Genomic DNA, 22,533 nt, shown 5'->3' on the forward strand with positions numbered 1-22,533 from the left:
TCTCCCCGTTCAGCTGGTCGCCGCGCTCCGGCGGTACGACAGGACAGCGTACGAACCGAAGGCCAGCAGCCAAGCGGTCAGGATCACGACCGCGGTGAGCGCCGGGGCGTGGCCGTCGGCGACCGCCGTGCCGAGCTGGGCGAAACCATGGGTCGGGGTGTACGCGGACAGGGTGCGCAGCCAGCCGGGGAACAGGGTGACCGGGAACCACAGACCGCCGAGCACCGCGAGCCCCAGATTGCACACCATGTTGGTCACGCCCGTGGTCTGCGCGGTCATCCGGTAGCCGTTGCCGAGCCCGAGCAGGGTGAAGGGCAGTGAGCCGAACCACAGCAGCAGCGCGATCGCCGCCCACTGCCAGGCGGCCAGCCGCACCCCGTTGACCAGCGCGCCCGCCAGGAGCACCGCGACGATCGCGGGCAGGACCGTCACCGCACCGGTCAGGGCCCGGCCGACGACGACCTGGCGCGGGGTCATCGGGGTCACCCTCAGCTGCCGCAGCCAGCCGATGGCACGGTCCTCGGCGACCCCGCCGCCGGTGTTCAGCGCCGAGCCGACCGCGCCGTAGGCCGCCATGCCCACCATGGACGCCGCCTTCCAGGCGCCGTCGTTGTCACCGATGTTGGTGAACAGCAGGTACATCATCACCGGCATCGCGACCCCGCCGATCACAAAGCCGACGTCGCGCAGGGTCCGGCGCACCTCGAGCCGCAGGTAGTCCCACATCACACCGTCTCCTTCTCGCGTGCCGTCAGGGCCAGGAACGCGTCGTCCAGCGACGCAGGGGCGACCTCCAGGCCGCGTATCGCGTCCAGCCGGGCGAGGGCGATCACCGTCGCGTCGGAGTCGTCGGTGCGCAGTAGCGCCCGGTCCCCGCGCATCTCCACCGACCGCACGCCGGGAAGCAGGTCCAGCCCGTCGGTGGCACGGCCCGCCAGGTCGATCGAGACCAGGTTGCCGCCCGCGGACCGCCGCAGGTCCTCGCCCGTGCCGTCGGCCACGATCCGGCCGCGGTCGATGACGACGATCCGGTCGGCGTACGCGTCCGCCTCCTCCAGATAGTGCGTGGAGAACAGCACGGTGCGGCCGCTCCGGGCGTAGGCCCGCATCGAGTCCCAGAAGGCGTGCCGCGCCTCCACGTCCAGGGCCGCCGTCGGCTCGTCCAGCACGAGCAGCGACGGGTTTCCGGCGAGCGCCACCGCGAACCGCACCCGCTGGGTCTGTCCGCCGGAGAGCCGGTCCACGCGCCGCCCCGCCAGCTCGGTGATCCCGGCCAGCTGCAACGCCCGGTTCACGGGCAGCGGGTCGGGGTAGCGCCCGGCCACGAAGGACACCAGCTCGCGGACGGTGACGCGGGGCACGGCCCGCGCCTCCTGGAGCATGGCGCCCACCCGGCCCGCGCGCACGGCCCGTTCCGGGGAGGTGCCGAACAGCTCCACCGTGCCCGAGTCGGGCTCGTTCAGGCCGAGCAGCAGTGAGATCGTGGTCGACTTGCCGGCGCCGTTGCGGCCGAGCAGGGCGACCGTCTCGCCCGTCCCGATCTCCAGGTCGACACCGTCGACGGCGCGTACGGTCCCGTAGGTCTTGACCGCCCCCGTGAAGGACACGGCAGGTGGTGTCCCGGTCTTCTTCGTCATGTCCCCGACGCTACGGGCTGCCCAGGTGCGTCCGGCAGATGCTGTTGTACGGACTCGGGCAGGACAAATGTCATGGCCGACGGGCCCGGCGCGGTGCCGCCCGTAGAACTGACGCTATGTCAGGAGCCTTCACAAGCAAGGGGCCCTGGGCTATACAGAGGTCTGCCGTACTGGAACGCGTTCTAGAACGGACGGGTTCCCGCGGCCCCGTGACGACCCCGGTGCGGCCGACGGTGCGGACGGCCGCACCGGGGTCATCCCCGCGAGTGTCAGGAGCCCCATGCCCATCGACGCAGCCAAGGCCCTCGCCGCCGAACCCCGATCCAGCGAGATCACCTGGGACCACAAGGACGTCCAGCTGTACCACCTCGGCATCGGCGCGGGCGCCCGCCCCGACAAGGACTGCCCCGCCACCGACCCCGACGAGCTGCGCTACACCCTGGAGTCCCGGCTGCACGTCCTGCCGAGCTTCGCCACCGTCGCCGGCGCGGGCGCGCCCGCCGTGATCCGCGGACTGTCCCTGCCCGGCATCGAGGTCGACCTCGCCCGCGTCCTGCACGGCGGCCAGTCCCTGACCGTGCACCGCCCCCTGCCCGTCGCGGGCACCGCCACCGCCACCGGCCGCGTCGCCGCCGTGTACGACAAGGGCAAGGCGGCCGTCCTCGTGATGCGCACCGAGGTCGCCGACGCCGACGGCCCGCTGTGGACCAACGACTCCCAGATCTTCGTACGAGGAGAGGGCGGCTGGGGCGGCGACCGCGGGCCCTCCCTGCGGCTCGACGCGCCCACCGGCGAGCCCGACCGGACCGTCGAACGGCCGCTGCGCGAGGACCAGGCCCTGCTCTACCGCCTCTCCGGCGACTGGAACCCGCTGCACGCCGACCCCGAGTTCGCCAAGCTCGCCGGATTCGAGCGGCCCATCCTGCACGGCCTGTGCACCTACGGCAGCACGCTCAAGGCCGTCGTCGACACCCTGTTCGACGGCGACGTCACCCGCGTGCGCTCCTACGTCACGCGCTTCGCCGGGGTCGTGTACCCCGGCGAGACCCTGCGCATCCGTATGTGGCGGCGGGACGGCGCGGTGCGGGTGGCCGTGAGCGCCGTCGAGCGGGACGACGCGCCCGTGCTCGCCGACACCGTCGTCGAGCACACCTGAGTGCCGGCCCGGCCGGCCGGCACTTCCGGACCTGTGAGTTCCGTACTCCGAGGGGAGCCGCACCATGCGCGCAGCCGTACTGCACGAGATCGGCCAGGACAAGCTGGAGGTGCTCGACGACATCGAGGCGGCGGGGTTCGGGCCCGGCAAGGTGCGGATCCGGGTGCGCGCCACGGGGCTGTGCCACTCGGACCTGTCCGCGATGAACGGCGTACTGCCGCAGCCCGCCCCCTTCGTGCCGGGACACGAAGGCGCGGGCGAGGTCCTCGAAGTCGGCGAGGGTGTGAGCCGGGTGAAGCCCGGTGACCGGGTCGTGGTGTGCTGGCTGCCCGCCTGCGGCGCCTGTCCCGCGTGCAGGCGGGGGCAGACCGAGCTGTGCCTGGCCGGGTTCATGAACGCGGCCACTCCCAACTTCCGGCGCACCACGGGCGGTTCCGCCGACCTGTTCGGCTTCGCGGGCACCGGCACCTTCGCCGAGGAGGTCGTCGTCGACGCGGGCTGTGCGGTGCCCATCCCCGACGACGTGCCCTTCGACATCGCGGCCCTGATCGGCTGCGGGGTGACCACCGGGCTCGGCGCCGCCCTCAACACCGCGGACATGGCGGCCGGTTCGTCGGTCGCCGTCATCGGCTGCGGAGGCGTCGGCATGTCCGTGATCCAGGGCGCCCGGCTCAGGGGAGCCGCCGAGATCGTGGCCGTCGACCCGGTCGCCTCCCGCCGCGAGGCGGCCCTGAGGTTCGGCGCCACCCGGGCCGTCGCCCCGGACGGGCTGCCCGACGCCAGGCAGCAGGTGACCGGGGGCGAGGGCTTCGACCATGTCTTCGAGGTCGTCGGAAGGTCGGCCACCGCCCGGACCGCGTACGAGAACACCCGGCGCGGCGGCACCCTGGTGGTCGTCGGCGCGGGCGCACTGGACGACTTCCTGAAGCTCAACATGTTCGAGCTGTTTTTTGACGAGAAGCGGATCCTGCCCTCGCTGTACGGCGGCGGGGACGTCCTGCGCTCCTACGAGCGGACGATCGCGCTGTGGCGGGCGGGCCGGATCGACCTGGAGGGGCTGATCACCCACCGGGTGCCGCTGGCCGGGATCAACGAGGCACTCGAACAGATGCGGACCGGTACGGCGCTGCGTACGTGCATCGAGATCTGAACCTCCGCGAAGGGACGGGAAGGGAACCGAACTTGATGACACCGCCATCACTGCCGTCACGGCCCCTCGAGGGACGGACCGCGATCGTCACGGGTGCCGGGCGGGGCCTCGGCCGGGCCGAGGCGCTGGAACTGGCCCGGCTCGGCGCGTCGGTCGTCGTCAACGACTACGGACAGTCCGGCCGCGACGGTTCCGGCGCGGCCTCCGCCGCACCCGCCGAGGAGGTCGTCGCCGAGATCCGCGCGGCCGGCGGCCGGGCCGCCGCCCACAGCGGGGACGTCGGCGACCATGAACAGGCCCGCGCGCTGGTGGAGTTCGCCGTCGCGGAGTTCGGTCCGCTGGACATCCTCGTCAACAACGCGGGCATCCTGCGCGACCGCATGGTCTTCTCGATGTCCGAGGACGAGTGGGACTCGGTGATCCGGGTCCATCTCCGGGGCCACTTCAACACCACCCGCTTCGCCGCCGCGCACTGGCGGGCCCGGGCCAAGGCGGCTGGCGGCCCGGTGTACGGGCGGATCGTGAACACGTCCTCGGAGGCGTTCCTGGCCGGATCCGCCGGGCAGCCCAACTACGCGGCAGCCAAGGGCGGGATCGTAGGACTCACGACCTCCACCGCCCTCGCGCTCGCCCGGTACGGGGTGACGGCGAACGCGATCTGCCCGCGCGCCCGCACCCGGATGACCGAGGACGTCTTCGCCGGGGTTCAGCGGCCCGGTGAGGGCCTCGACCCGCTGGCCCCCGAGCATGTCGCCCCGCTCGTCGGCTATCTCGCGGCACCGGCCGCCGCACAGGTGAACGGGCAGCTTCTCGTCGTGCACGGCGGCATGGTCGCGATCGTCGAACGGCCCCGCATACAGGCCAGGTTCGACACCGGGCAGGATGTCTTCACCTACGACGAACTCGACGCGCTGCTCACCCCGCACTACGCGCAGCGGCCCCCGGGCGAGACGTTCGCGGCCGCCGAGGTGCTCGGGCTCAGACACGCGGGGGCGGCGGATCGCTGAGCAGCCGGCCGTCCGTGGCCAGCGGCGGGTGGGCGAGCTGCGGCAGATAGTGCCGGAAGAACAGCTCGCCAACCAGCTCCCGCCTGCTGCGCACCCCCACCTTGTCGAACACCTGCTTGAGATGGTCCTGCACGGTGTACTCGCTCACCCCGAGGTCGCGGGCGATCTCACCGGTCGAGCGGCCCACCAGGATCTTCTGCGCGATCTGCCGGGCGCGTGGCGTGAGCCCGTAGACGTCCAGGACCAGCGGGGTCAGCTCGGCGGGCTCGGTCGGGCCCACGGAGACGACGGTGGTCGGCTCGCCGCCCTGCTCGACGGGCCAGGCCCGCAGCGAGATCCACCGCCCGGCGCCCGTGGGCGCCCGGACGTGCGCCCCGGCCCCGGCGGTCTCACCGCGCGCCCGCACGGCCAGGGCCCGCAGGACGTAGTGGCCGGAGCCCACCGGCCCGGAACCCCCGTCGGGCATCGCGTCCTGGGCGTTCGCCTCCTGCAACTGGTCGATCCAGTGCTGGGCGGTCGGGGACATCCGCCGCACCCTGAAGTCGCCGTCGAGGACCACCCAGCCCGGGGCGTCCGGCAGCGGGCGGGAGTCCACGCCGTCCACCCCCGACAACAGCAGCGAACGGCGCAGCGCCGCGCACGCGGGCACGCTCAGCGCCTCGGCGGCGGCGAACTCGGCGGGTGAGAAGGGCGGGGAGTGCGTGTCGCGGCACAGCACGAACAGGCCCCAGGTGTGCGGGCCGTGCCGCAGCAGGACCCGTAACTCGTCCGCCAGGCCGAGCGGTTCGAGGATCTCCCGGTAGTACTTGCTGTCGTCGAGGCGCCCGTGCGTGGAGCGGCTCAGCAGGCTCGCCGCGCCGGAACGCCGAGCGAGAGCCCGCAGATTGTCGATGTCGTCCTGCTCCACGTGCTCGATCTCGAACAGGCGCCGCATGCTCCCCTCCGGGAAGCCGTGGGCGTGCTGTCCGCCGGTGTCCAGCAGCGTGGCGGGGTCGAGGATCACCGCGCACCACACATCGGCCGGTACGGCGTCGAGCAGGACCTCGGCGGTGCGGTCGAGTACGGAGAGGGCGCCGGCCGCGCCACGCAGGGCGCGCTCCAGGCGTCTGACGGTCTCGGACAGGATCATCGGCGCGTCCCGGGTGGTGCCGTGGTGCCGGAGACCGCCGCCGTATCCCAGCAATCTGGGATACCGCCGTGATGTAGCGCTCCGTACCGTGGGGTCTCGATTGTGGGGGTCGACGCACGACGCGACAAGGGGGAGTCGCGGGTGCCGCCACCGCCGGGGGCACGGGGGAGCCCCGTACGGAACGGCCCCGCCCGTCGTACGACGGGCGGGGCCGTGTCCGGTGCGTCGACCGCGCTCACCGGGGTGTCGGCGCGCCCATGGTGGTGGGCGCCGACGGTTCGCGCTCCCTCGTGCCGGTCAGGCCGCGGTGTCGGATGCCCCCTGCTGCCCGGCCGGCTTGCGGTGCCGGCCGTGCGGGGCCGCCTCGTGGTCCTCGGCCGAGACCGGGCCACGGTGCCGGCCGTGAACCAGGGCGTCCTGGTCCTCGGCGGACAGCGGCGATGCGGTGCTGGTGTCGCTCATGAGAAGTGTTCACCCCGTCAACATGATCCTTCGTACAGCCGGGCGAGTCTAACGGGCTGCGGTGACAGTTGTGACAGGGGTTGTCACGACCGTCGTGTCGGGGGTAGTGACGGCGTCCGGGCCGGGGAGTGCGGAGGCCGCCTCGGCTGTGGGCAGGGCTGCCGCCGGGGGCCGTGACCGTCCGGTGCCGGTGGTGCTGCCGGGGTCGGGGCGGGGCCAGGTGAGCGTGCGGCGGAGGGAGACGCCGGCCGATGCGGGGGTCTTGCGGGGGCGTGGGGGTGGCGCCGGCTGGTGCGGCACGGACGGGTTCGGCATCGACGGGCTCGGCATCGGCTCTGTGGTCGGGGGCTGTGCTGTCGGCGGGCGGTGCAGGGGTGTCTGTGGCGAGGGCGCCCGGGGGGAGGGCGCCTGTTGCTGGGGTGTCCGTTGCAGTGGCGCCTGTCGGGACGGCGCCTGTCGGGACGGTGTATGACGGGAAGGCGCCTGACGGGAGGACGTCCGTTGCAGGGGCGCCTGTTGCAGCGGTACCGGTCGTACCGGCCCCTGCTCCCGTGCCGGGGGCTCGACCGTCGTCACCGGTGCCTCCAGCCGCGCCACCCCGCAGCGCTCCGCATCCGTGGTGAACGGCAGCCGCAGTTCCCCCTCCCGGGTCCACAGCCCCGCCCCGGCCAACCACCCCTGGGGCGCGGCGAGATGCAGGATCCTGCGGTGCGCGGGGCGCCAGACCCCGATCCAGCTGCCCGCCGCCCCGTCGATCCTGAGCGCCACCGCGCAGCTCTCCGGTGTGAGCACCTGCCCCGGCTGGATCGCGAACGGGGTCACCGGACAGTCCAGGCGCAGACAGTCGGGGAAGCGCACCGGCAGCGTGCTCCCCAGCACCCCCCAGCCGAGCCGCTCCCGGCCCGGTGAGGGCGCGTCGGAACGGATCAGCAGCAGTCCGCTGTCCGGATCGGCGAGCAGCAGCCGGTCGTTGCTCCCGTCCGCGATCTGCAGCAGCGGCGACACCTCCCCGCCCCGCGCCAGATCCACCACCACCGTCTTCGTGGGACCCCCGTCCCGGGTGCGGTCCAGGGCCAGCAGCCGGCCGGCCCGGTCCAGCCAGGCCCCGCCCGTGCACCGGCCGGGCAGCTCCGCCAGGCGCTCGGGCCCGGCCGCCCCGCCCGCCACCAGCCACACCGCGGTGGACCGCGGGCCCACCGCGAGCGCGAACGCCCGGTCGCCCGTCGGCGCGGGCGGCAGCAGCTCCAGCCGGGTCCCCTCCCCGGGGTCGTCCACCGCACCCAGCGGCAGCTCGCCAGTCCCCGGTCCGGCCGGGTACAGCAGCGAGAACAGATGGCGCCCCGCCACGAGGCGGTGGATCAGCACCCGGCCGTCGGCCAGCGGCTGGACCCCGGTGCCGGGTTCCTCCGGCTGACTGCCGGGCAGCGGTACGGCGTAGGGTTCGGGGCCGTCCAGGGTCCAGCGCTCCGGATACCAGGACACACCGCTCAGGGCGAGACGGGCCGCGTAGGACCCGTCCGCGGTGATCACACATCCGGGCCGGGTCGCCCACTCGTTCCCGTCCGCCGTGGCGGACTCGAAGGCACAGGCCGTCATCTTTCGGTCACCTCCGGCGACGAAGCTAGTTTTCGTACGCACGGACGTGACCTGCGCGGACGCTCGCTTCACACATAAGGGTGTTCGTGCAGCCAATCGCCTGAGGAAACAGGGGCGGCTGTGCTGCACAAGAGGGCGCGCACCGCACCCGTGCACAACCCCGGCACTCGGCACGGGGCGCCCGGGACGCGTCCGGCCCGGGGAGTCACCCGTGACCGGCCGGGCAGGGACCTGGGGCAGGTAGCCTTTCCCCGTGCCCCGTCTGTCTGAAGTCATCGCCGCGCTGGAGACCCTGTGGCCCGCCGAGCGGGCCGAGTCCTGGGACGCGGTCGGCACCGTCGTCGGCGACCCCGACCAGGAGGTCTCCCGGGTCCTGCTCGCGGTCGACCCCGTCCGGGAGATCGTCGACGAGGCGGTGAAGCTGGGCGCGGACCTGCTGGTCACGCACCACCCGCTCTATCTGCGCGGTACGACGACGGTGGCGGCCTCCACCTTCAAGGGCCGCGTGGTGCACACCCTCATCAAGAACGACATCGCGCTGCACGTCGCCCACACCAACGCCGACCGGGCCGACCCCGGCGTCAGCGACGCCCTCGCCGGCGCGCTCGACCTGCGGGTCGTACGCCCCCTGGTCCCGGACACGACCGACCCGGAGGGCCGCCGGGGCCTCGGCCGGATCTGCGAGCTGGAGCACCCCGTGACCGTGCGCGAGCTGGCCGCCCGCGCCGCCGAGCGGCTGCCCGCCACCGCGCAGGGCATCCGGGTGGCCGGCGACCCCGAGGCGCTGGTGCGCACGGTCGCCGTCAGCGGCGGCTCCGGCGACAGCCTCTTCGACGACGTCCGCGCGGCCGGTGTCGACGCCTTCCTCACCGCGGACCTGCGCCATCACCCCGCGTCGGAGTTCATGGCCGCCGACGCCCACCGTCCTCTCGCGCTGCTCGACGCGGCGCACTGGGCCACCGAGTGGCCCTGGTGCGAGCTGGCCGCCGCCCAGCTCGACGAGATCTCCGACCGCCACGGATGGGACCTGCGCGTCCACGTCTCGAAGACGGTCACCGACCCCTGGACCGCCCACGCGGCGTCGTCCAACCCGACGAAGACCCCTGGAGCCCCCAACTGAACGCCGCGCCCGCCGACCAGATCCGACTCCTCGACGTACAGGCCCTGGACGTGCGCCTGCAGCAGCTCGCGCACAAGCGGAAGTCCCTGCCCGAGCACGCCGAGATCGAGTCGCTGACCAAGGACCTCACGCAGCTGCGCGACCTGCTGGTCGCCGCGCAGACCGAGGAGAGCGACACCGCCCGCGAGCAGACCAAGGCGGAGCAGGACGTGGACCAGGTGCGTCAGCGCGCCGTCCGTGACCAGCAGCGGCTCGACTCGGGTGCGGTCACCTCGCCGAAGGACCTGGCGAACCTCCAGCACGAGATCGCCTCGCTCGCCAAGCGCCAGGGCGACCTGGAGGACGTCGTCCTGGAGGTCATGGAGCGCCGCGAGTCCGCGCAGGAGCGGGTCGCCGAGCTGACCGAGCGGGTCGCGTCGGTGCAGTCGAGGATCGACGACGCGACCGCGCGCCGGGACACGGCCTTCGAGGGGATCGACGGCGAGGCCGCGACGGTGTCGAAGGAGCGCGAGGTCGTCGCCGGCTCGGTGCCCGCGGACCTGCTGAAGCTGTACGACAAGCTGCGCGAGCAGCAGGGCGGCATCGGCGCGGCCAAGCTGTACCAGCGCACCTGTCAGGGCTGCCGTCAGGAGCTGGCGATCACCGAGCTGAACGAGATCCGCGGGGCCGCCCCCGACACGGTCGTCCGCTGCGAGAACTGCCGCCGCATCCTGGTGCGTACGTCCGAGTCCGGTCTGTAAGAGGCGTCGGGCGTGCGGGAGTTCATCGTCGAGGCCGACGGCGGTTCCCGGGGCAACCCGGGGCCCGCGGGCTACGGCAGCGTGGTGCTGGACGCGGCGACGGGCGAGACGCTCGTGGAGCGGGCCGAGTTCATCGGTACCGCCACCAACAACGTCGCCGAGTACCGGGGGCTGCTGGCCGGTCTGAGCGCGGCCCACGAGCTGGACCCGGCCGCCCGGGTGCATGTCCGCATGGACTCCAAGCTGGTCGTGGAGCAGATGTCGGGCCGCTGGAAGATCAAGCATCCGGCGATGCGGCCGCTGGCCATGCAGGCCGCCGCCCTGTTCCCGGCCGGGCAGGTCACCTACGAGTGGATCCCGCGCGAGCAGAACAAGCACGCGGACCGGCTCGCCAACGAGGCGATGGACGCGGGGAGCCGGGGGGAGCGGTGGGAACCGTCCCGGTCCACCGCGGAGTCGGACGCGCGCGCCGTCACCCTCCCCGAACCGGCCGGCCCGCCGGGCGACGCGGCCGTGGGTGCGGCCAAGGCCCGTGCGGCCCTGGCGGGCGCCACCGCCACCGCGCCGGGGGACGCCCGTACCGTCGGCTCCACGGCGGCCGATGTGCGGGCCGCCCGCTACGTCGCCGCCGCCCCGCCCGACCTCGGCGCCCCGACCACCTTCGTGCTGCTGCGGCACGGCGAGACCCCGCTCACCCCGCTCAAGCGGTTCTCCGGCAGCGGCGGCAGCGATCCGTCGCTGTCCGACGTCGGCCGGCGCCAGGCGGAACTGGCCGCCGGGGTGCTCGCCGCGCGCGGGACCGTCCAGGCCGTCGTCTCCTCGCCCCTCGCCCGTTGCCGCGAGACGGCCGAGGCCGTCGCCGCCCGGCTCGGGTGCGAGGTGGGCATCGAGGAGGGGCTGCGGGAGACCGACTTCGGTGCCTGGGAGGGCCTCACCTTCGGCGAGGTGCGGGAGCGGTACCCGGACGACATGAACGCCTGGCTGCGCGACCCGGAGGCCGAACCCACCGGCGGCGGCGAGAGCTTCGCAGCCGTCGCCCGCCGGGTCGCCGCGGCGCGGGACCGGCTCGTCGCCGCGTACGCGGGCCGTACGGTCCTGCTCGTCTCGCATGTCACGCCGATCAAGACCCTGGTCCGCCTCGCCCTGGAGGCGCCCCCGCAGGCGCTGTTCCGCATGGAGTTGTCGGCGGCCTCGCTGACCGCGGTGGCGTACTACGCGGACGGCAACGCGAGCGTCCGCCTCCTCAACGACACGTCCCACCTGCGCTGAACGCCCGCCGGCCGGGAGGGGTCTGTTTCCGCAGCGCCGCCGCCTCCCGGGCCAGCCCCTCGATCCGCGCCCAGTCCCGGGCCGCGATCGCGTCCTGGGGCACCATCCAAGTCCCGCCCACGCAGCCGACGTTGGGCAGCGCCAGATAGTCCGGGGCGTTCACCGGGCCGATCCCGCCCGTCGGACAGAAGCGCGCCCGGGGGAGCGGTCCGGCCAGCGACCTCAGATACGCCGTGCCGCCCGCGGCCTGCGCCGGGAAGAACTTCATCTCCGTGACGCCGCGTTCCAGGAGCGCGACGACCTCCGATGTCGTCGAGACCCCCGGCAGGAACGGCACCCCGGACGCCTGCATCGCCGTCAGCAGCGCGTCCGTCCATCCCGGGCTGACGAGGAAGCGCGCGCCCGCCGCCACACAGTCGCCGACCTGCCCCGGCGTGAGGACCGTGCCCGCCCCCACCAGCGCGCCCGGGACCTCGGCCGCGGCCGCCCGGATCGCCTCCAGCGCGGCCGGGGTCCGCAGTGTCAGCTCGATGGCCGGGAGCCCGCCCGCCACGAGGGCGCGGGCCAGCGGGACGGCGTCGGCGGCGTCCGTCACCACGACCACGGGGAGGACGGGCGCGACGTCGAGGACGGAGAGCGCGGACGCCGACGGGGGCAGGGGTGAGGCCATGGCCTCATCCTGCCCACGGAAAGCACTATGCGCAAAGGTCGTTGCACATGCTGCAACGACCGCTCGTGCAAGCCGCTGCGCCTCAGTGGATCTCGGTCACCACCACGTCGAGCGTCCACGCCCTGCCCGCCCGGCCCGGTGCCTCGGCCTCCACCGCGTACCCGAGGTCCCGCAGCGCCTCCACCAGCTCCGCCGGGTCCTTCGGCACGGCCCCCGCCGTCAGCAGACTGCGCACGATCCGCCCCTTCGTGGCCTTGTTGAAGTGGCTGACGACCGACCGCTTCTCCACCCCGTCCACCATCCGGGAGTGCAGCACCCGCACGGTCGCCGTCCGCCCGGCGACCTCGCCCTTCGGCTTCCACGCGGCCGCGTAGGCGGAGGAGCGCAGATCGAGCACCAGCCCGGCGCCGGCCGCGGCGGGCAGGGCCCCGGCCATCGGCGTACGCCAGTACGCGCCGAGGGCGCCCAGACCGGGCAGCTTCACCCCCATCGAGCAGCGGTACGAGGGAATGCGGTCCGTCATGCGGACCGCCCCCCACAGGCCGGAGAAGACGAGCAGGGACCCGGCCGCGCGCCGGGCGGCCGCCGCGTCCAGCGAACCGAGGTCGAGGGCGTCGTAGAGCACACCGGTGTAGATCTCCCCGGCGGGCCGCGCCCCCGCCGTCCGCAGCCCGGCGTTCTTGGCGACCTCCCCGCGCAGCCCCTCGCCGATCCCCAGCACCTCGCGCGCCTTGTCCTCGTCCCCCGAGCACAGCTCCACCAGCTCACCGAGCACGGCCTCCCGCGCGGCGCTCAGCCCGGGCAGCGACAGCGACTCCAGCTCCAACGGGGCACCGCTCCCTGAGGGGGCCTTGCCTTCGGAGGGCGGCAGCAGGACGAGCACGAATTCTCCTCGATACCGAACAGCGGGACTCGCGCCAGGTTACGGGGTCGGACGGGTGAGGGGCCTTGGCGCCCGGGCCGGAGGAGCCCATGCGCCCGGCCCACGATCGAGGGAACGGTCGCCGATCCCTCGGACAGGCGATCTTCCGACGCCACAGTCTGGCGAGCGACCGAAGGAGGGGCGTGACATGACTGCCGAGGCCCATGGGCCGCTCACGCCGGCGGAGGGCCTGCTGGAGATCTTCCGGAGCATCGACACCCCGGAGGGCTTCCGGGCCGAACCGGTCGAGGGCGGGATCGTGGTGACACCGCCGCCGGACGGGGACCACGAGGACTGCATCAGCCTGATCATGAAGCAGGTGATCCGTCGGTCCCGGACCGACATGGACTCCTCAGGGAACAAAGGTCTGAAACTCCGCGGCGGCGGCTGCCCACGGGACCACGTGATCCCCGACGGCACATTCGCCCCCGGGGAACTGCGGATCTTTCGGGGTGCCGGCTCCTGGATGCCCTGCGACGGCGTCGCGATGGTCCTGGAGGTGACGTCCACCAAGCCCGGGATCGACCCCGAGGGCAAACGGCGCTGCTACGCCCGCGGCGGCATCCCGCTCTATCTGCTGGCGACCGCGACGACTCCTCGCTCACGCTGTTCAGCGATCCGGAGCGCGACGACTACCGCCAGCACTGCACGATCCCCTTCGGCAAGCCGCTGACCCTGCCGGAGCCCTTCGCCTTCGAGCTGGAGACGGCGGCGTTCCGCTGACCGCCGGACCGGGAGGTCCTGGCCGCCCGGTACCATGGTCGCTACGGCAGACGAGCCGGGCGGACGGCCGCGTGGAGGTTCTTGTGGACCTTCCCGAGGAACGTCCGGGCTCCACAGGGCAGGGTGGTGGCTAACGGCCACCCGGGGTGACCCGCGGGACAGTGCCACAGAAAACAGACCGCCGGGGACCTCGGTCCTCGGTAAGGGTGAAACGGTGGTGTAAGAGACCACCAGTGCCCAGGGTGACCTGGGCAGCTAGGTAAACCCCACCCGGAGCAAGGTCAAAAGGGGCCGCTGTAACAGGCGCCCTGCGCGGACGTCGGAGGGCTGCTCGCCCGAGTCCGCGGGTAGACCGCACGAGGCCGGCGGCAACGTCGGCCCTAGATGGATGGCCGTCACCGAGGGGCCCGCGAGGACCCCCCGGGACAGAACCCGGCGTACAGCCCGACTCGTCTGCCGCTCGATCGACGCGCGCCAACTGTTGCCCTGGAGGAATCCTCCGGGGCATCCGGCGTTTCTGGGCGCACTCGGGATCAGTCTCGGCCGCAGTGTCGGCGAGCCACCGCCCCGCCGTCCCCGCCATCGGCTGCGAAGTCTGTCGACATCAAGTATCTTGATGTCGAGATTATTCGGGCGGGGGAACGGGGTCAGCCATGTCACGGGCCGGGGACGGACTGATAGCGCAGCTGCGGCGGCCGCCGGGTGGGCGGGACGCGCGGATCATGTTGCTCGCGCAGTGCGTGGACCGGACCGGGACCGGGGTGTGGGCCGCGGCCTCCGTGCTGTACTTCACCTTCGTCAGCGGGCTGGACGCGCGCCGGCTCGGACTGCTGCTCGGGGTCGGGGCGGTCGCCGGGATAGCCGGGTCACCGCTGGCCGGGCGCGCCGCCGAACGGTTCCCGGTGCGTGGTCTGCTGATCGGCTGTCATCTGCTGCGGCTCGGCACGATGGGCCTGTTGCTGGTCGCCCGTGACTTCGCCACCCTGCTGCCCGTGGTCGCCGTGACGTGCCTGGGGGAGCGAGCGGCCAAGACGCTGGAGATGCTCTTCGCCACCCGGGTCGCGGGCGAGCAACGAGCCACCTACCAGGCGCTGTCCCGCAGTGTGGCCAACGCCGGATACGCGGTCGGCGCGGGCATCGCCGCGATCGGCCTCGGCGTCGGCACCACGAACGCCTACCGCGCGCTGATCCTGGCCGACGCACTCTCCTTCGTCCTGGCCGCCGCACTGGTCTGGCGGACCCGGGAGCCGGCCGGCCACGGGCTGGTCGTGGCGCAGGGCGACGGCGTGGTCGTCGACGTACCGTCAACTGCTCCCAGCCCTTGGCGGGATCGCGGCTATCTCCTCTTCGTCCTGCTCGACATCCCGATGAACCTGGACGACTCGGTTCTCAACGTCGGCCTGCCGCTGTGGCTGGTGCACCACACCAGCGCGCCGCACGCGGTCGTCCCCGCCTTCCTGGTGCTCAACACCGTGCTCGTGGTGGTTCTGCAACTGCGGGTCTCGGCATGGGTCGAGGGCCCGGGCGGGGCGGCCGCGGCCGTGGGCTGGTACGGCGTGATCCTGTTCGCCTGCTGCCTGGTACTGGCGACCGCCACCGGCGGTGGGGCCTGGTCGGCCTCACTCGCCATGCTCGCGGCCGCGATGCTGGTCACCCTCGCCGAACTGATGCGCTCGGTGAGTTCCTGGGAGCTTGCGGTCAGCCTGGCACCGCCACGGGCCCGGGCCTCCTATCTGGGAGTGGCCGGGATGGCCCAGTCGGTGCAGAAGTCGGTGGGCCCCCTGCTCCTGACCGGCGCGGTGATGACGGCGGGCCCGGCGGGCTGGCTGGCGCTCGGCGCAGGGGTCACCGGGCTGAGCCTGGTGCAGCGACGGGCCGGCCTACGGCGACTGACGGCCCTCTCCTCGCCCCGAGTCGCCGACGTGTTCCCCCCGGACCGCCGCCCCGCGGACCGGAGTTGACCGCGGCGGCCGTACACGGAAAAGCACGACGGCGCGTTGACCGCGTCGCCGTGCCGTAGGACCGCTCAGACCAGATGCCCGGTGCGCCGCTGGCCCCGGGTGTACTCGGCCTCGGCGAGCACCGATGCCATCAGCTCGGAGTCGAGGGTGGAGGCGTCGGCCAGGCGTGAGGGCGCGGCGTGGGCGTTGAGCAGGAGTTTGTTGACCCGCAGAGCGGTGGGGGAGCGGCGCAGGATCGGCCGGTACCAGGCCGCCACCGCCGCGTCGAGGTCTTCCTCGGGTACGACGTTCTGGAGGACGGAGAGCGTCAGGGCCTCCTGGGCGGTGAACGCGCGGCTGGTGAGGATGAGTTCGCGGACGCGGGCGGCGCCGACCTCGGCCAGGAGCCGGGGGAGCAGTCCGCCCCAGGCGGTGGGCAGGCCGAGGGCGAGTTCCGGGAGCCGGAAGGTCGCGGTGTCGGCCGCGACCCTGAGGTCGCAGGCGAGAGCGAGGGCGAGGCCCGCGCCGATGGCCTTGCCCTGGACGCGTGCGATGGTGACGGCCGGGTTGTCGGTGAGGGCCGCGCAGACGCGGCGCGCCTTGACGCCCGAGGCGCGAATGCCGCTGCCCGCCGGATCCTCGGCCAGGTGCTCGGCGTACTCGGTGCGGTCTCCCCCGAGGCTGAAGTCGGGGCCTGCGGCGGAGAGCACGATGACCCGGGTGCCGGCGTCCTGGGCGTCGAGGACGTCGAGCAGTTCGTCGAGCAGGGTCTCGGTGACCGTGTTGCCCTGGTCGGGGGCGTTCAGCTCGATGGACAGCACGGGTCCCTGCCGGTCGGTCCGCAGCGTCTTGAGGGACTGGCTGGTGGGGGTGGGCAGGGCACTCATGTCGTCACTTTCAGGGAGGTCACGCGCCGGAAGACCATACGGGGGGCGTAGGAGGGTCCGGCGGTGAGTCGGAGGGTCGGGAATCGATTCAGCAGACGGGTCAGCAAGGTCTGGGCCTCGAGCCGGGCGAGTGCCGCGCCGAGGCAGTAGTGGGCTCCACCGCCGAAGGTGAGATGGCCGCGGTTGCTGCGGAGGATGTCGAAGGTGTGGGGGTTCTCGTTGCGGCGCGGGTCGTGGTTGGCGGCGCCGTACAGGACGTGGACCATCGTGTCCTTGGCGATGGGCACGCCCGCGAGGACGGTGTCGTCGGCGGCGACCCGCGTGTTGAGGTGGATGGGCGGGTCGTAGCGCAGGGCCTCGTCGATGGCGTCGTCGATGTGCTCGGGGTGGCGGCGCAGCCAGTCCCAGCGGGCCGGGTCCTCCAGCAGGAGCCGGACGGCGACGGAGAGCAGGGTCGCGGAGGTCTCCAGGGAGGCGATGGTGATGAACATCGTCAGGTAGTAGAGGAGGCGGTCCGCGGCTTCCTGGTCGCCGGGCATCTCGGCGTCCCAGTGGCGGATCCAGCCGGAGACGACATCGTTGCCGGGACGGGCGCGGCGCTGCCGGACGAGGTCGGTGAAATAATCCCGGAGCCGGAGCGTCGCCTCGGCGGAGACGTCGAGTTGGCTCTTGGTGGGCAGGAGTTCCTGGGCGTGCACCTGCCGGTGGGTGATGTCCAGGATGTGCGCGTGGTCCTCGGGCGGGATGCCGAGCCAGCGTCCGACCGTGCGGACCGGCAGCTGCTCGCTGACGGCGGCGACGAAGTCGGCCTCGCCGTGGTCGCGCAGCAGTGCGTCGAGGTCGTCGAGGAGCTCGTCGACGTGTTCTTCGATGTCGGGCCGCATGGCGTCGAGGGTGTGACGGTCGAAGAGATTGCCGAGAGCGCGGCGCTGGCAGGTGTGGACAGGAGCGTTGAGCCGGGACAGTACGTGGCTCATCTCCTGGATGGCCAGGGACTGCCAGCGCTCCGGATCGGGCTGCCGCTCCTGCCACGCGATGTCGGGCACCAGCCAGTTCCTGCCGCGCAGGACCTGGCTGCATGCCTCGAAACCGGTGATGAAGTAGCCGCCCCAGGGGGCGGGGACAACGTCTCCCAACGCGCGTAGCTCTGCCCAGACGGGGGGTGGGGTGTGTTGTCCGTCGGTGGAGCGAAGACGCCGGAGTACTGAGATGACGGCGCGGCGGTCGTTGGTTATGCCACCTATGTCGTCAACAGCGGTCACGCGGGGCTCCTTAGGCGGGGCGTTACCGAAGTGATTCCGGCGGAATCTACCCTTCCACGACCTTGGGTCATGCCCCGCTGAGTGTTGCCCCTGTCACATTCCGTGCCTCACACGCGGAACACGTCGAGGAAGGTGCTCCAGAACCCTTTCTTGGCCGGCCTGGTCTCCTGACGGGGGACCGGTGCGGTGCGGGCCCGCGGCGGCTCCGCCGCCGCCGTGCGCGTGGTCTGCGCGGGGGCGTGGAGCGCGGCCACCCGGGTGCCGGGGGTCGGCGTGAACCGGACGGGCAGGGCGACCAGCGCACGGTGGAAGGGACCCGGGCGCCACTGGAGATGCTCCGCCGGGACATCGAGGGTGAGGTCCGGCAGCGCGTTGAGGATCGCCTCGATCGCGGTCAGGGCGATCACCGTGGCCGGCGACTTCGCCGGGCAGGCGTGCGGCCCGGCACCCCAGGCCAGGTGCGCCCCCTTGCTCAGGGACTGGCGGGCCTCCCGGAGCGAGGGGTCGTTGTTGGCCGCCCCGAAGCTGATGACCAGGGGGGTGTTGGCCTCGACGGGAACGCCGCCCAGGTCCACGTCGTGGACAGGGTAGTGGGTGGCGTAGTTGGCGATGGGCGGGTTGTTCCACAGGACGTGGTCCAGCGCCTCCTCGGTCAGCATCCCCGCGCCGCGGGCGGAGGAGCCGCTCGACAGCAGCAGGAGCAGAGCGCTGCCGATGAGGTTGCGCTCGGGCTCGACGCCGGCGCCCATCAGCATGACCAACTGGTCCTTGAGCTCCTCGTCGTTCAGCCCGGCGGGGTGCTGGATGAGCCAGGAGGTGACGTCGTCCGCGGGCTCACGCCGCTTGAGCGCGATCAGCTCCATGAGACAGGCGGTCAGCTCCTCGTTGGCCTTGAGGGCGTCCTTGCCGTCGAAGATCGCGGACATGGAGCTGGTGAGCCGGTCGCCGATGCTGGCGGGGCAGCCGAAGAGCCGGTTGAACAGCAGCAGTGGCAGCAGCTTGGCGTAGTCGTTGAGGAGGTCGGCGCGCCCGCGCTCGCTGAACTGGTCGATCAGGAAGGCCGCGATGGGCTCGACGTCACGGCGGATCCTGCCGATGTTGAGCCGGTCGAGGCTGTCCGTCACGGCCTTGCGCAGCCGGAGATGGACGGCGCCGTCGGTGAACAGGCAGTTCGGACGGTACGCCATCATCGGCAGCACCGGGTTGTCCAGGGCTATTCGGCCCTCGTTGAGGGCCTTCCAGCGGCGGGGATCCCGGCTGAAGTCCGTGGTGTTCTGCAGAACGGTCCGCGCCGCCTGGTAGTCCGTGACGAGGGTCGCGTCCACGCCCGGGGCGAGCTCGACCGGGGCCGCGGGCCCGAACGCACGCAGGGCGTCGTACACGCCCTGGGGGTCGTCGGCGAAGTCCTGGCCATGCATGGGGCATCTCGCCGGGACGCCCGATACGGCGGCCGAATGCTGAAGGTCCATGAGATGTTCCTTTGAGTTCCCGGAGCGCTCGGCGCCCCGGGCGGTGGTGTCGAAAGGCGGTCGGTTCAGGCCGACCGGACGAGGAGATGCTGGACGAGGGTGATCAGCGCCTGGGCCGAGGACTCCCGCTTGCGGGCGTCGCAGTACGAGACGGGCGTGTGCGGCAGGAGATCGAGCGCCTCACGGATCTCGTCCTCCTCGTACTCGTCCGGCGTGAAGCTGTTCACCGCGATGGAGTACTCGAGGCCGTACTTCTCGACCAGCTCGATCACCGGGAACGAGTCGGCGAGCCGGACGGGATCCACCAGGATCAGCGCTCCCATCGCACCCCGGGCCATGTCCTCCCACAGCTGCATGAACCGCTGCTGACCAGGCGTGCCGAAGAGATACAGCACCACCTCGTCGCTGAGGGTGAGACGGCCGAAGTCCAGGGCCACGGTGGTCGTCATCTTGTCCGGCGCACCGCGCAGATCGTCCACGTGCATGGACGCCTGCGTCATCTTCTCCTCGGTGCGCAGGGGGGCGATCTCGGACAGCGAGCCGATGAACGTTGTCTTGCCCACGGCGAAGTGCCCCACCACGAGAATCTTCGCCGTGGTGGTCACCGCACCCGAGACGTAACGGGTCTCAGGCGAAACGGGATTGGAGTCCATACAGCACCTTTTCGATCAGGTCTCTGTCGACGGCCTGGGCAGGGGGAGGCGCGGCGCGGCGCAAGAGGTGTCCCTGCTCGGCTAAGTCGCTCAGCAGCAGACGGGCGACACCCACCGGCAGGCCCAGATGTGCGGCCACCTCGGCCACGGCCAGATAGCCTCCGCCGCACAGCTCCCAGATCGCGCGCACCTCCGGGCTGGCTCCCAGGGGCAGTTCGCGGTCGGGAGCCAGGGTGACCAGGGTGTGCAGCGACAGGTCGTCAGCGGAGGGCAGCCGCCGGCCGCCGGTGATGACGTAGGAGCGGACGAGTTCGCTGGAGACCGGAGCTTCCTCGCCGGGCATGGTCATGCCTCGGCACCAGCGCTCTGGCGCTCCGGTGTACTCAGAGCGACACCCAGTGCCTTCACCTGCTGCTGCATCCGGATCGACATGAGTTCCATGTCGACGTCCAGGGCGGCGGAGACCGCCATGTAGGACCCGCTGCCCGCAGCGATCAGGAAGATCCAGCCGCCGTCGTACTCCATGAGGGTCTGCTTCCAGATCCCCTTGCCACTTGCCACGAAGGGGGCGACCGCGCGGCTCAGGGACTGCATCGAGCTCATCGCGGCGGCGTTCTTCTCGGCGTCGTCCCGGGAGATGCCGCTGGAGCGTTCCAGCAGCAGGCCGTCGGCCGAGACGAGAATCGCATGGCGGGCGCCGCTCACCGTCAGCACGTCGTCGAGCACCCACGACAGATCCGGCTTCACTGTTCTTGAGTTCCTTCCGTGGTGGTGGTGTCCCGTCCGCGGAGCGTTCCGCGTGCGAAGGCACCGATGCGCGACGCGGTCACCTCGCTGTTGTGCTCCGACACCGGCTCCGGGGCCGGCTCGGTGACGGCAGGCTGCGGAACCACCGCGACCGCCCGTCGGCGCTTGGGCAGCCCGCCCGCCGTCGTCCCGATGATCGGCACCGGGGCGGGGATCCGGGCCACGCGCGCTGCGGCCGCCGGGGCCTCGGTCTCGACGGACAGGCCGGTCTCGGCCGCGGGTTCGGGCGCTTCGTTGGTCAAGAGGCTCTCCGGCAGAAGGATGACCGCGCGTACACCGCCGTACGGCGACACAGAATCGACGGACACCTTGAAGCCGTACCGGTCGGAGAGCACTCCGGCGACAGCGAAACCGACCCGGGGCGGGTTGCCGAGGCTGGTGATCGAGATGGGTGCCGCCGGGCTCAGCAGAGCGGCCGCACGGTCCTTCTCCTCCTGGCTGATCCCGAGACCGGCGTCGTCGACGATCAGGCAGATACCGGTCGGGACGGCCTGGATGTTGATCTCGACGGGGGTACCCGGCGCACTGTAGTTGGTGGCGTTGTCCAGCAGCTCGGCGAGCACGACGGCCACGGGTTCCACCGCCGTGGCGGCGACATGGACGTTGACCCGGCTGTGGATCTTCACCCGGTCGAAGTGCTTGATCCGGCCCGTGGCGCTGCGGGCGACGTCGTACACCGACGCGGCGGTCTCGCGGCGCCCCAGCCAGCCGCCGCACAGCGCGGCGATGCCCTGGGCGCGCCGGCCGAACTGGCTGTTGGTGTGGTCGATCGTCATCAGGTCGGCGAGGATCAGCGGATCGTCGCCGTACTTCAGTCGGGCCAGGTCGCTGATGGAGCGCTGCTGCTGGTCGGCCAGCACCTGGAGGCTGCGCATCCAGGCCTTGAGGACGTCCTTGGTCTCCGTTTCCGCGTCGCCGCGCACCTCGGCCAGGGCTCGCTCCTGGTCGGCCCGCAGCGCCGCGTACTCGCCGTGCAGCCGCTGGGTCTCCATGTGGAGTCCGTCCCGGACGGTGCGCAGGTCGGTGTTCTGTTTCCGGAGCGCCATGTTGGTTCTCCGGGCTCGATTCACTGCGATGACCGCAGCGATCAGTACTACCAGCAGGATCCACAGGATCGGATCCTTGATCAGTGACGTCATGAGACTCTCTTCAAGTCGCCTCGCGGAAGTGAGTAACTGCCGGCCACACGACCGCGGCCCCCGAATCGCGGGCCGCGGGCCTTATCGGCGGACCAACGGCTACTCCTTCGCGATGGGGCCTGCGAGACTGTCCCCCGTTTGCGCGTACTTGACGCGATACCAGCCTGCTGAAAGTCCGACGATCTTATCAGTCAGGTAAGTGCCAACGTCCGCCCAGGAACGCTTACTTGGCCACATGGACACGAAGCTTTCACGCCCGTTCATCCCCCGGCTGCGGGGGCGAGGCCGCTGAAACGATCCTTCGGTGCCTCGACGGGCGACGGCTCGTATACGAAATCGGACGGGGGGCTTCGGGGGTACGCCTCGGCCGCCGTGCCTGACCGCTGAGGCGGGCCGCATGACACGCTGCGGGTATGAACGAGCACGGCACATCCGCGGATCTCTGGGACTCGATCGGCCGGTTGCACGCCTGGCTGGACGCCAACCGCGCGCACGGTGGCGCCGACGGGCTGCTGCTGCGGGTGCTGAAACTGTCGGAGGAGGTCGGCGAGGTCGCCGAGGCGGTGATCGGCGCGACGGGGCAGAACCCCCGCAAGGGCACCACGCACAGCTGGGAGGACGTCCAGGCGGAGCTGTGCGACGTGGTGATCACGGCCCTGGTGGCACTGCGTACGATGACCCCGGACGCGCGCGGGGTGTTCACGGCGCATCTGGAACGGGTGACGGCACGCTCGCTGGGCGGTCCGGACGCGGCCACCGACGCGTCCGGCGGTTCGTAGGAGAGGCGGCGGGGCG

At 72.2% G+C, this 22,533-nt stretch carries 22 protein-coding genes, 1 other RNA gene and 1 pseudogene; 10 read left to right on the plus strand and 14 right to left on the minus strand.

Annotated elements, in window-relative coordinates; all coding sequences use genetic code 11:
- Nucleotides 1-9: 9 nt before the first annotated feature.
- Entirely contained in the window at nucleotides 10-726 is a 717-nt protein-coding gene (locus ACFYX0_RS15190) for an ABC transporter permease (protein WP_388970559.1), read from the minus strand.
- Nucleotides 726-1,637 (minus strand): ATP-binding cassette domain-containing protein, encoded by a 912-nt coding sequence (locus ACFYX0_RS15195; RefSeq protein WP_388970435.1) that lies wholly within the window; start codon nucleotides 1,635-1,637, stop codon nucleotides 726-728. Before ACFYX0_RS15195 ends, ACFYX0_RS15190 begins: the two co-directional genes overlap by 1 nt.
- Nucleotides 1,638-1,917: 280 nt before the next feature.
- Here ACFYX0_RS15195 and ACFYX0_RS15200 point away from each other — a divergent pair, with 280 nt between their 5' ends.
- From ACFYX0_RS15200 to ACFYX0_RS15210, 3 genes are all read left to right on the plus strand, one after another.
- Complete coding sequence (locus ACFYX0_RS15200; RefSeq protein WP_388970437.1) at nucleotides 1,918-2,793, plus strand: MaoC/PaaZ C-terminal domain-containing protein; 876 nt, start codon at nucleotides 1,918-1,920, stop codon at nucleotides 2,791-2,793.
- Nucleotides 2,794-2,857: 64 nt separating this feature from the next.
- Nucleotides 2,858-3,943: a Zn-dependent alcohol dehydrogenase gene (locus tag ACFYX0_RS15205; RefSeq protein ID WP_388970439.1), complete on the plus strand. Its 1,086-nt coding sequence runs from the start codon at nucleotides 2,858-2,860 to the stop codon at nucleotides 3,941-3,943.
- A 35-nt stretch (nucleotides 3,944-3,978) separates the two neighbouring features.
- A complete protein-coding gene (locus ACFYX0_RS15210; protein WP_388970441.1) occupies nucleotides 3,979-4,950 on the plus strand; it encodes a 3-oxoacyl-ACP reductase in 972 nt (323 codons plus the stop codon).
- Here ACFYX0_RS15210 and ACFYX0_RS15215 read toward each other — a convergent pair.
- From ACFYX0_RS15215 to ACFYX0_RS15225, 3 genes are all read right to left on the minus strand, one after another.
- The gene (locus ACFYX0_RS15215) at nucleotides 4,922-6,079 is read right to left on the minus strand and encodes a LuxR C-terminal-related transcriptional regulator (RefSeq protein ID WP_388970443.1); all 1,158 of its coding nucleotides are present in this window, start codon (nucleotides 6,077-6,079) and stop codon (nucleotides 4,922-4,924) included. The genes ACFYX0_RS15210 and ACFYX0_RS15215 overlap by 29 nt on opposite strands.
- A 297-nt stretch (nucleotides 6,080-6,376) precedes the next feature.
- A complete protein-coding gene (locus ACFYX0_RS15220; RefSeq protein ID WP_355907703.1) occupies nucleotides 6,377-6,541 on the minus strand; it encodes a hypothetical protein in 165 nt (54 codons plus the stop codon).
- A 48-nt stretch (nucleotides 6,542-6,589) separates the two neighbouring features.
- Nucleotides 6,590-8,137 (minus strand): hypothetical protein, encoded by a 1,548-nt coding sequence (locus ACFYX0_RS15225; RefSeq protein ID WP_388970445.1) that lies wholly within the window; start codon nucleotides 8,135-8,137, stop codon nucleotides 6,590-6,592.
- Nucleotides 8,138-8,390: 253 nt separating this feature from the next.
- On the opposite strand from ACFYX0_RS15225, the gene ACFYX0_RS15230 reads away from it, so the two are divergent.
- The 3 genes from ACFYX0_RS15230 to ACFYX0_RS15240 are packed head-to-tail and all read left to right on the plus strand — an operon-like array spanning nucleotide 8,391 to nucleotide 11,266.
- Complete coding sequence (locus ACFYX0_RS15230; RefSeq protein WP_388970447.1) at nucleotides 8,391-9,257, plus strand: Nif3-like dinuclear metal center hexameric protein; 867 nt, start codon at nucleotides 8,391-8,393, stop codon at nucleotides 9,255-9,257.
- Entirely contained in the window at nucleotides 9,254-9,997 is a 744-nt protein-coding gene (locus ACFYX0_RS15235) for a zinc ribbon domain-containing protein (RefSeq protein ID WP_388970561.1), read from the plus strand. The genes ACFYX0_RS15230 and ACFYX0_RS15235 overlap by 4 nt, the downstream gene beginning before the upstream one ends.
- 12 nt (nucleotides 9,998-10,009) lie before the next feature.
- Complete coding sequence (locus tag ACFYX0_RS15240; RefSeq protein ID WP_388970449.1) at nucleotides 10,010-11,266, plus strand: bifunctional RNase H/acid phosphatase; 1,257 nt, start codon at nucleotides 10,010-10,012, stop codon at nucleotides 11,264-11,266.
- Here the strand turns inward: ACFYX0_RS15240 and eda are convergent.
- Both eda and yaaA read right to left on the minus strand, forming a co-directional pair.
- Nucleotides 11,241-11,936, minus strand: coding sequence for a bifunctional 4-hydroxy-2-oxoglutarate aldolase/2-dehydro-3-deoxy-phosphogluconate aldolase (gene eda / locus ACFYX0_RS15245; RefSeq protein ID WP_388970451.1), 696 nt, complete (start codon nucleotides 11,934-11,936; stop codon nucleotides 11,241-11,243). The two genes, ACFYX0_RS15240 and eda, sit on opposite strands and share 26 nt — an antisense overlap.
- Nucleotides 11,937-12,018: 82 nt before the next feature.
- The gene (gene yaaA, locus ACFYX0_RS15250) at nucleotides 12,019-12,819 is read right to left on the minus strand and encodes a peroxide stress protein YaaA (RefSeq protein WP_388970453.1); all 801 of its coding nucleotides are present in this window, start codon (nucleotides 12,817-12,819) and stop codon (nucleotides 12,019-12,021) included.
- A 187-nt stretch (nucleotides 12,820-13,006) separates the two neighbouring features.
- On the opposite strand from yaaA, the pseudogene ACFYX0_RS15255 reads away from it, so the two are divergent.
- The 3 genes and pseudogenes from ACFYX0_RS15255 to ACFYX0_RS15265 all read left to right on the plus strand — a co-directional run bounded on the left by ACFYX0_RS15255 (nucleotide 13,007) and on the right by ACFYX0_RS15265 (nucleotide 15,542).
- A pseudogene (locus ACFYX0_RS15255) lies at nucleotides 13,007-13,581 on the plus strand (Uma2 family endonuclease).
- 51 nt (nucleotides 13,582-13,632) lie between these two features.
- An RNA gene (gene rnpB / locus ACFYX0_RS15260) (RNase P RNA component class A) lies at nucleotides 13,633-14,037 on the plus strand.
- Nucleotides 14,038-14,234: 197 nt separating this feature from the next.
- Nucleotides 14,235-15,542: an MFS transporter gene (locus tag ACFYX0_RS15265; RefSeq protein ID WP_388970454.1), complete on the plus strand. Its 1,308-nt coding sequence runs from the start codon at nucleotides 14,235-14,237 to the stop codon at nucleotides 15,540-15,542.
- 65 nt (nucleotides 15,543-15,607) lie between these two features.
- Here the strand turns inward: ACFYX0_RS15265 and ACFYX0_RS15270 are convergent, their stop codons facing one another.
- The 7 genes from ACFYX0_RS15270 to ACFYX0_RS15300 form a co-directional block, all read right to left on the minus strand.
- Nucleotides 15,608-16,408, minus strand: a complete 801-nt coding sequence (locus ACFYX0_RS15270) for an enoyl-CoA hydratase/isomerase family protein (RefSeq protein ID WP_355907720.1) — start codon at nucleotides 16,406-16,408, stop codon at nucleotides 15,608-15,610.
- Nucleotides 16,405-17,544: a cytochrome P450 gene (locus tag ACFYX0_RS15275; RefSeq protein ID WP_388970456.1), complete on the minus strand. Its 1,140-nt coding sequence runs from the start codon at nucleotides 17,542-17,544 to the stop codon at nucleotides 16,405-16,407. The genes ACFYX0_RS15270 and ACFYX0_RS15275 overlap by 4 nt, the downstream gene beginning before the upstream one ends.
- A 233-nt stretch (nucleotides 17,545-17,777) precedes the next feature.
- Nucleotides 17,778-19,088, minus strand: a complete 1,311-nt coding sequence (locus ACFYX0_RS15280) for a cytochrome P450 (RefSeq protein WP_388970563.1) — start codon at nucleotides 19,086-19,088, stop codon at nucleotides 17,778-17,780.
- 116 nt (nucleotides 19,089-19,204) lie between these two features.
- Nucleotides 19,205-19,792 carry an ATP/GTP-binding protein gene (locus ACFYX0_RS15285; RefSeq protein WP_355907726.1) on the minus strand — a complete coding sequence of 196 codons (588 nt, stop codon included), beginning with the start codon at nucleotides 19,790-19,792 and terminating at the stop codon, nucleotides 19,205-19,207.
- Nucleotides 19,767-20,141, minus strand: a complete 375-nt coding sequence (locus tag ACFYX0_RS15290; protein WP_355907729.1) for a DUF742 domain-containing protein — start codon at nucleotides 20,139-20,141, stop codon at nucleotides 19,767-19,769. Before ACFYX0_RS15290 ends, ACFYX0_RS15285 begins: the two co-directional genes overlap by 26 nt.
- The gene (locus tag ACFYX0_RS15295) at nucleotides 20,138-20,539 is read right to left on the minus strand and encodes a roadblock/LC7 domain-containing protein (RefSeq protein ID WP_311690524.1); all 402 of its coding nucleotides are present in this window, start codon (nucleotides 20,537-20,539) and stop codon (nucleotides 20,138-20,140) included. The genes ACFYX0_RS15290 and ACFYX0_RS15295 overlap by 4 nt, the downstream gene beginning before the upstream one ends.
- Complete coding sequence (locus ACFYX0_RS15300) at nucleotides 20,536-21,738, minus strand: ATP-binding protein (RefSeq protein WP_311690526.1); 1,203 nt, start codon at nucleotides 21,736-21,738, stop codon at nucleotides 20,536-20,538. Before ACFYX0_RS15300 ends, ACFYX0_RS15295 begins: the two co-directional genes overlap by 4 nt.
- Nucleotides 21,739-22,151: 413 nt before the next feature.
- On the opposite strand from ACFYX0_RS15300, the gene ACFYX0_RS15305 reads away from it, so the two are divergent.
- Nucleotides 22,152-22,517 (plus strand): MazG-like family protein, encoded by a 366-nt coding sequence (locus ACFYX0_RS15305; RefSeq protein WP_388970458.1) that lies wholly within the window; start codon nucleotides 22,152-22,154, stop codon nucleotides 22,515-22,517.
- Nucleotides 22,518-22,533: the final 16 nt, after the last annotated feature.

This window comes from Streptomyces sp. NPDC002573, from assembly GCF_042889625.1.
GTDB classification, from domain to species: domain Bacteria; phylum Actinomycetota; class Actinomycetes; order Streptomycetales; family Streptomycetaceae; genus Streptomyces; species Streptomyces gibsoniae.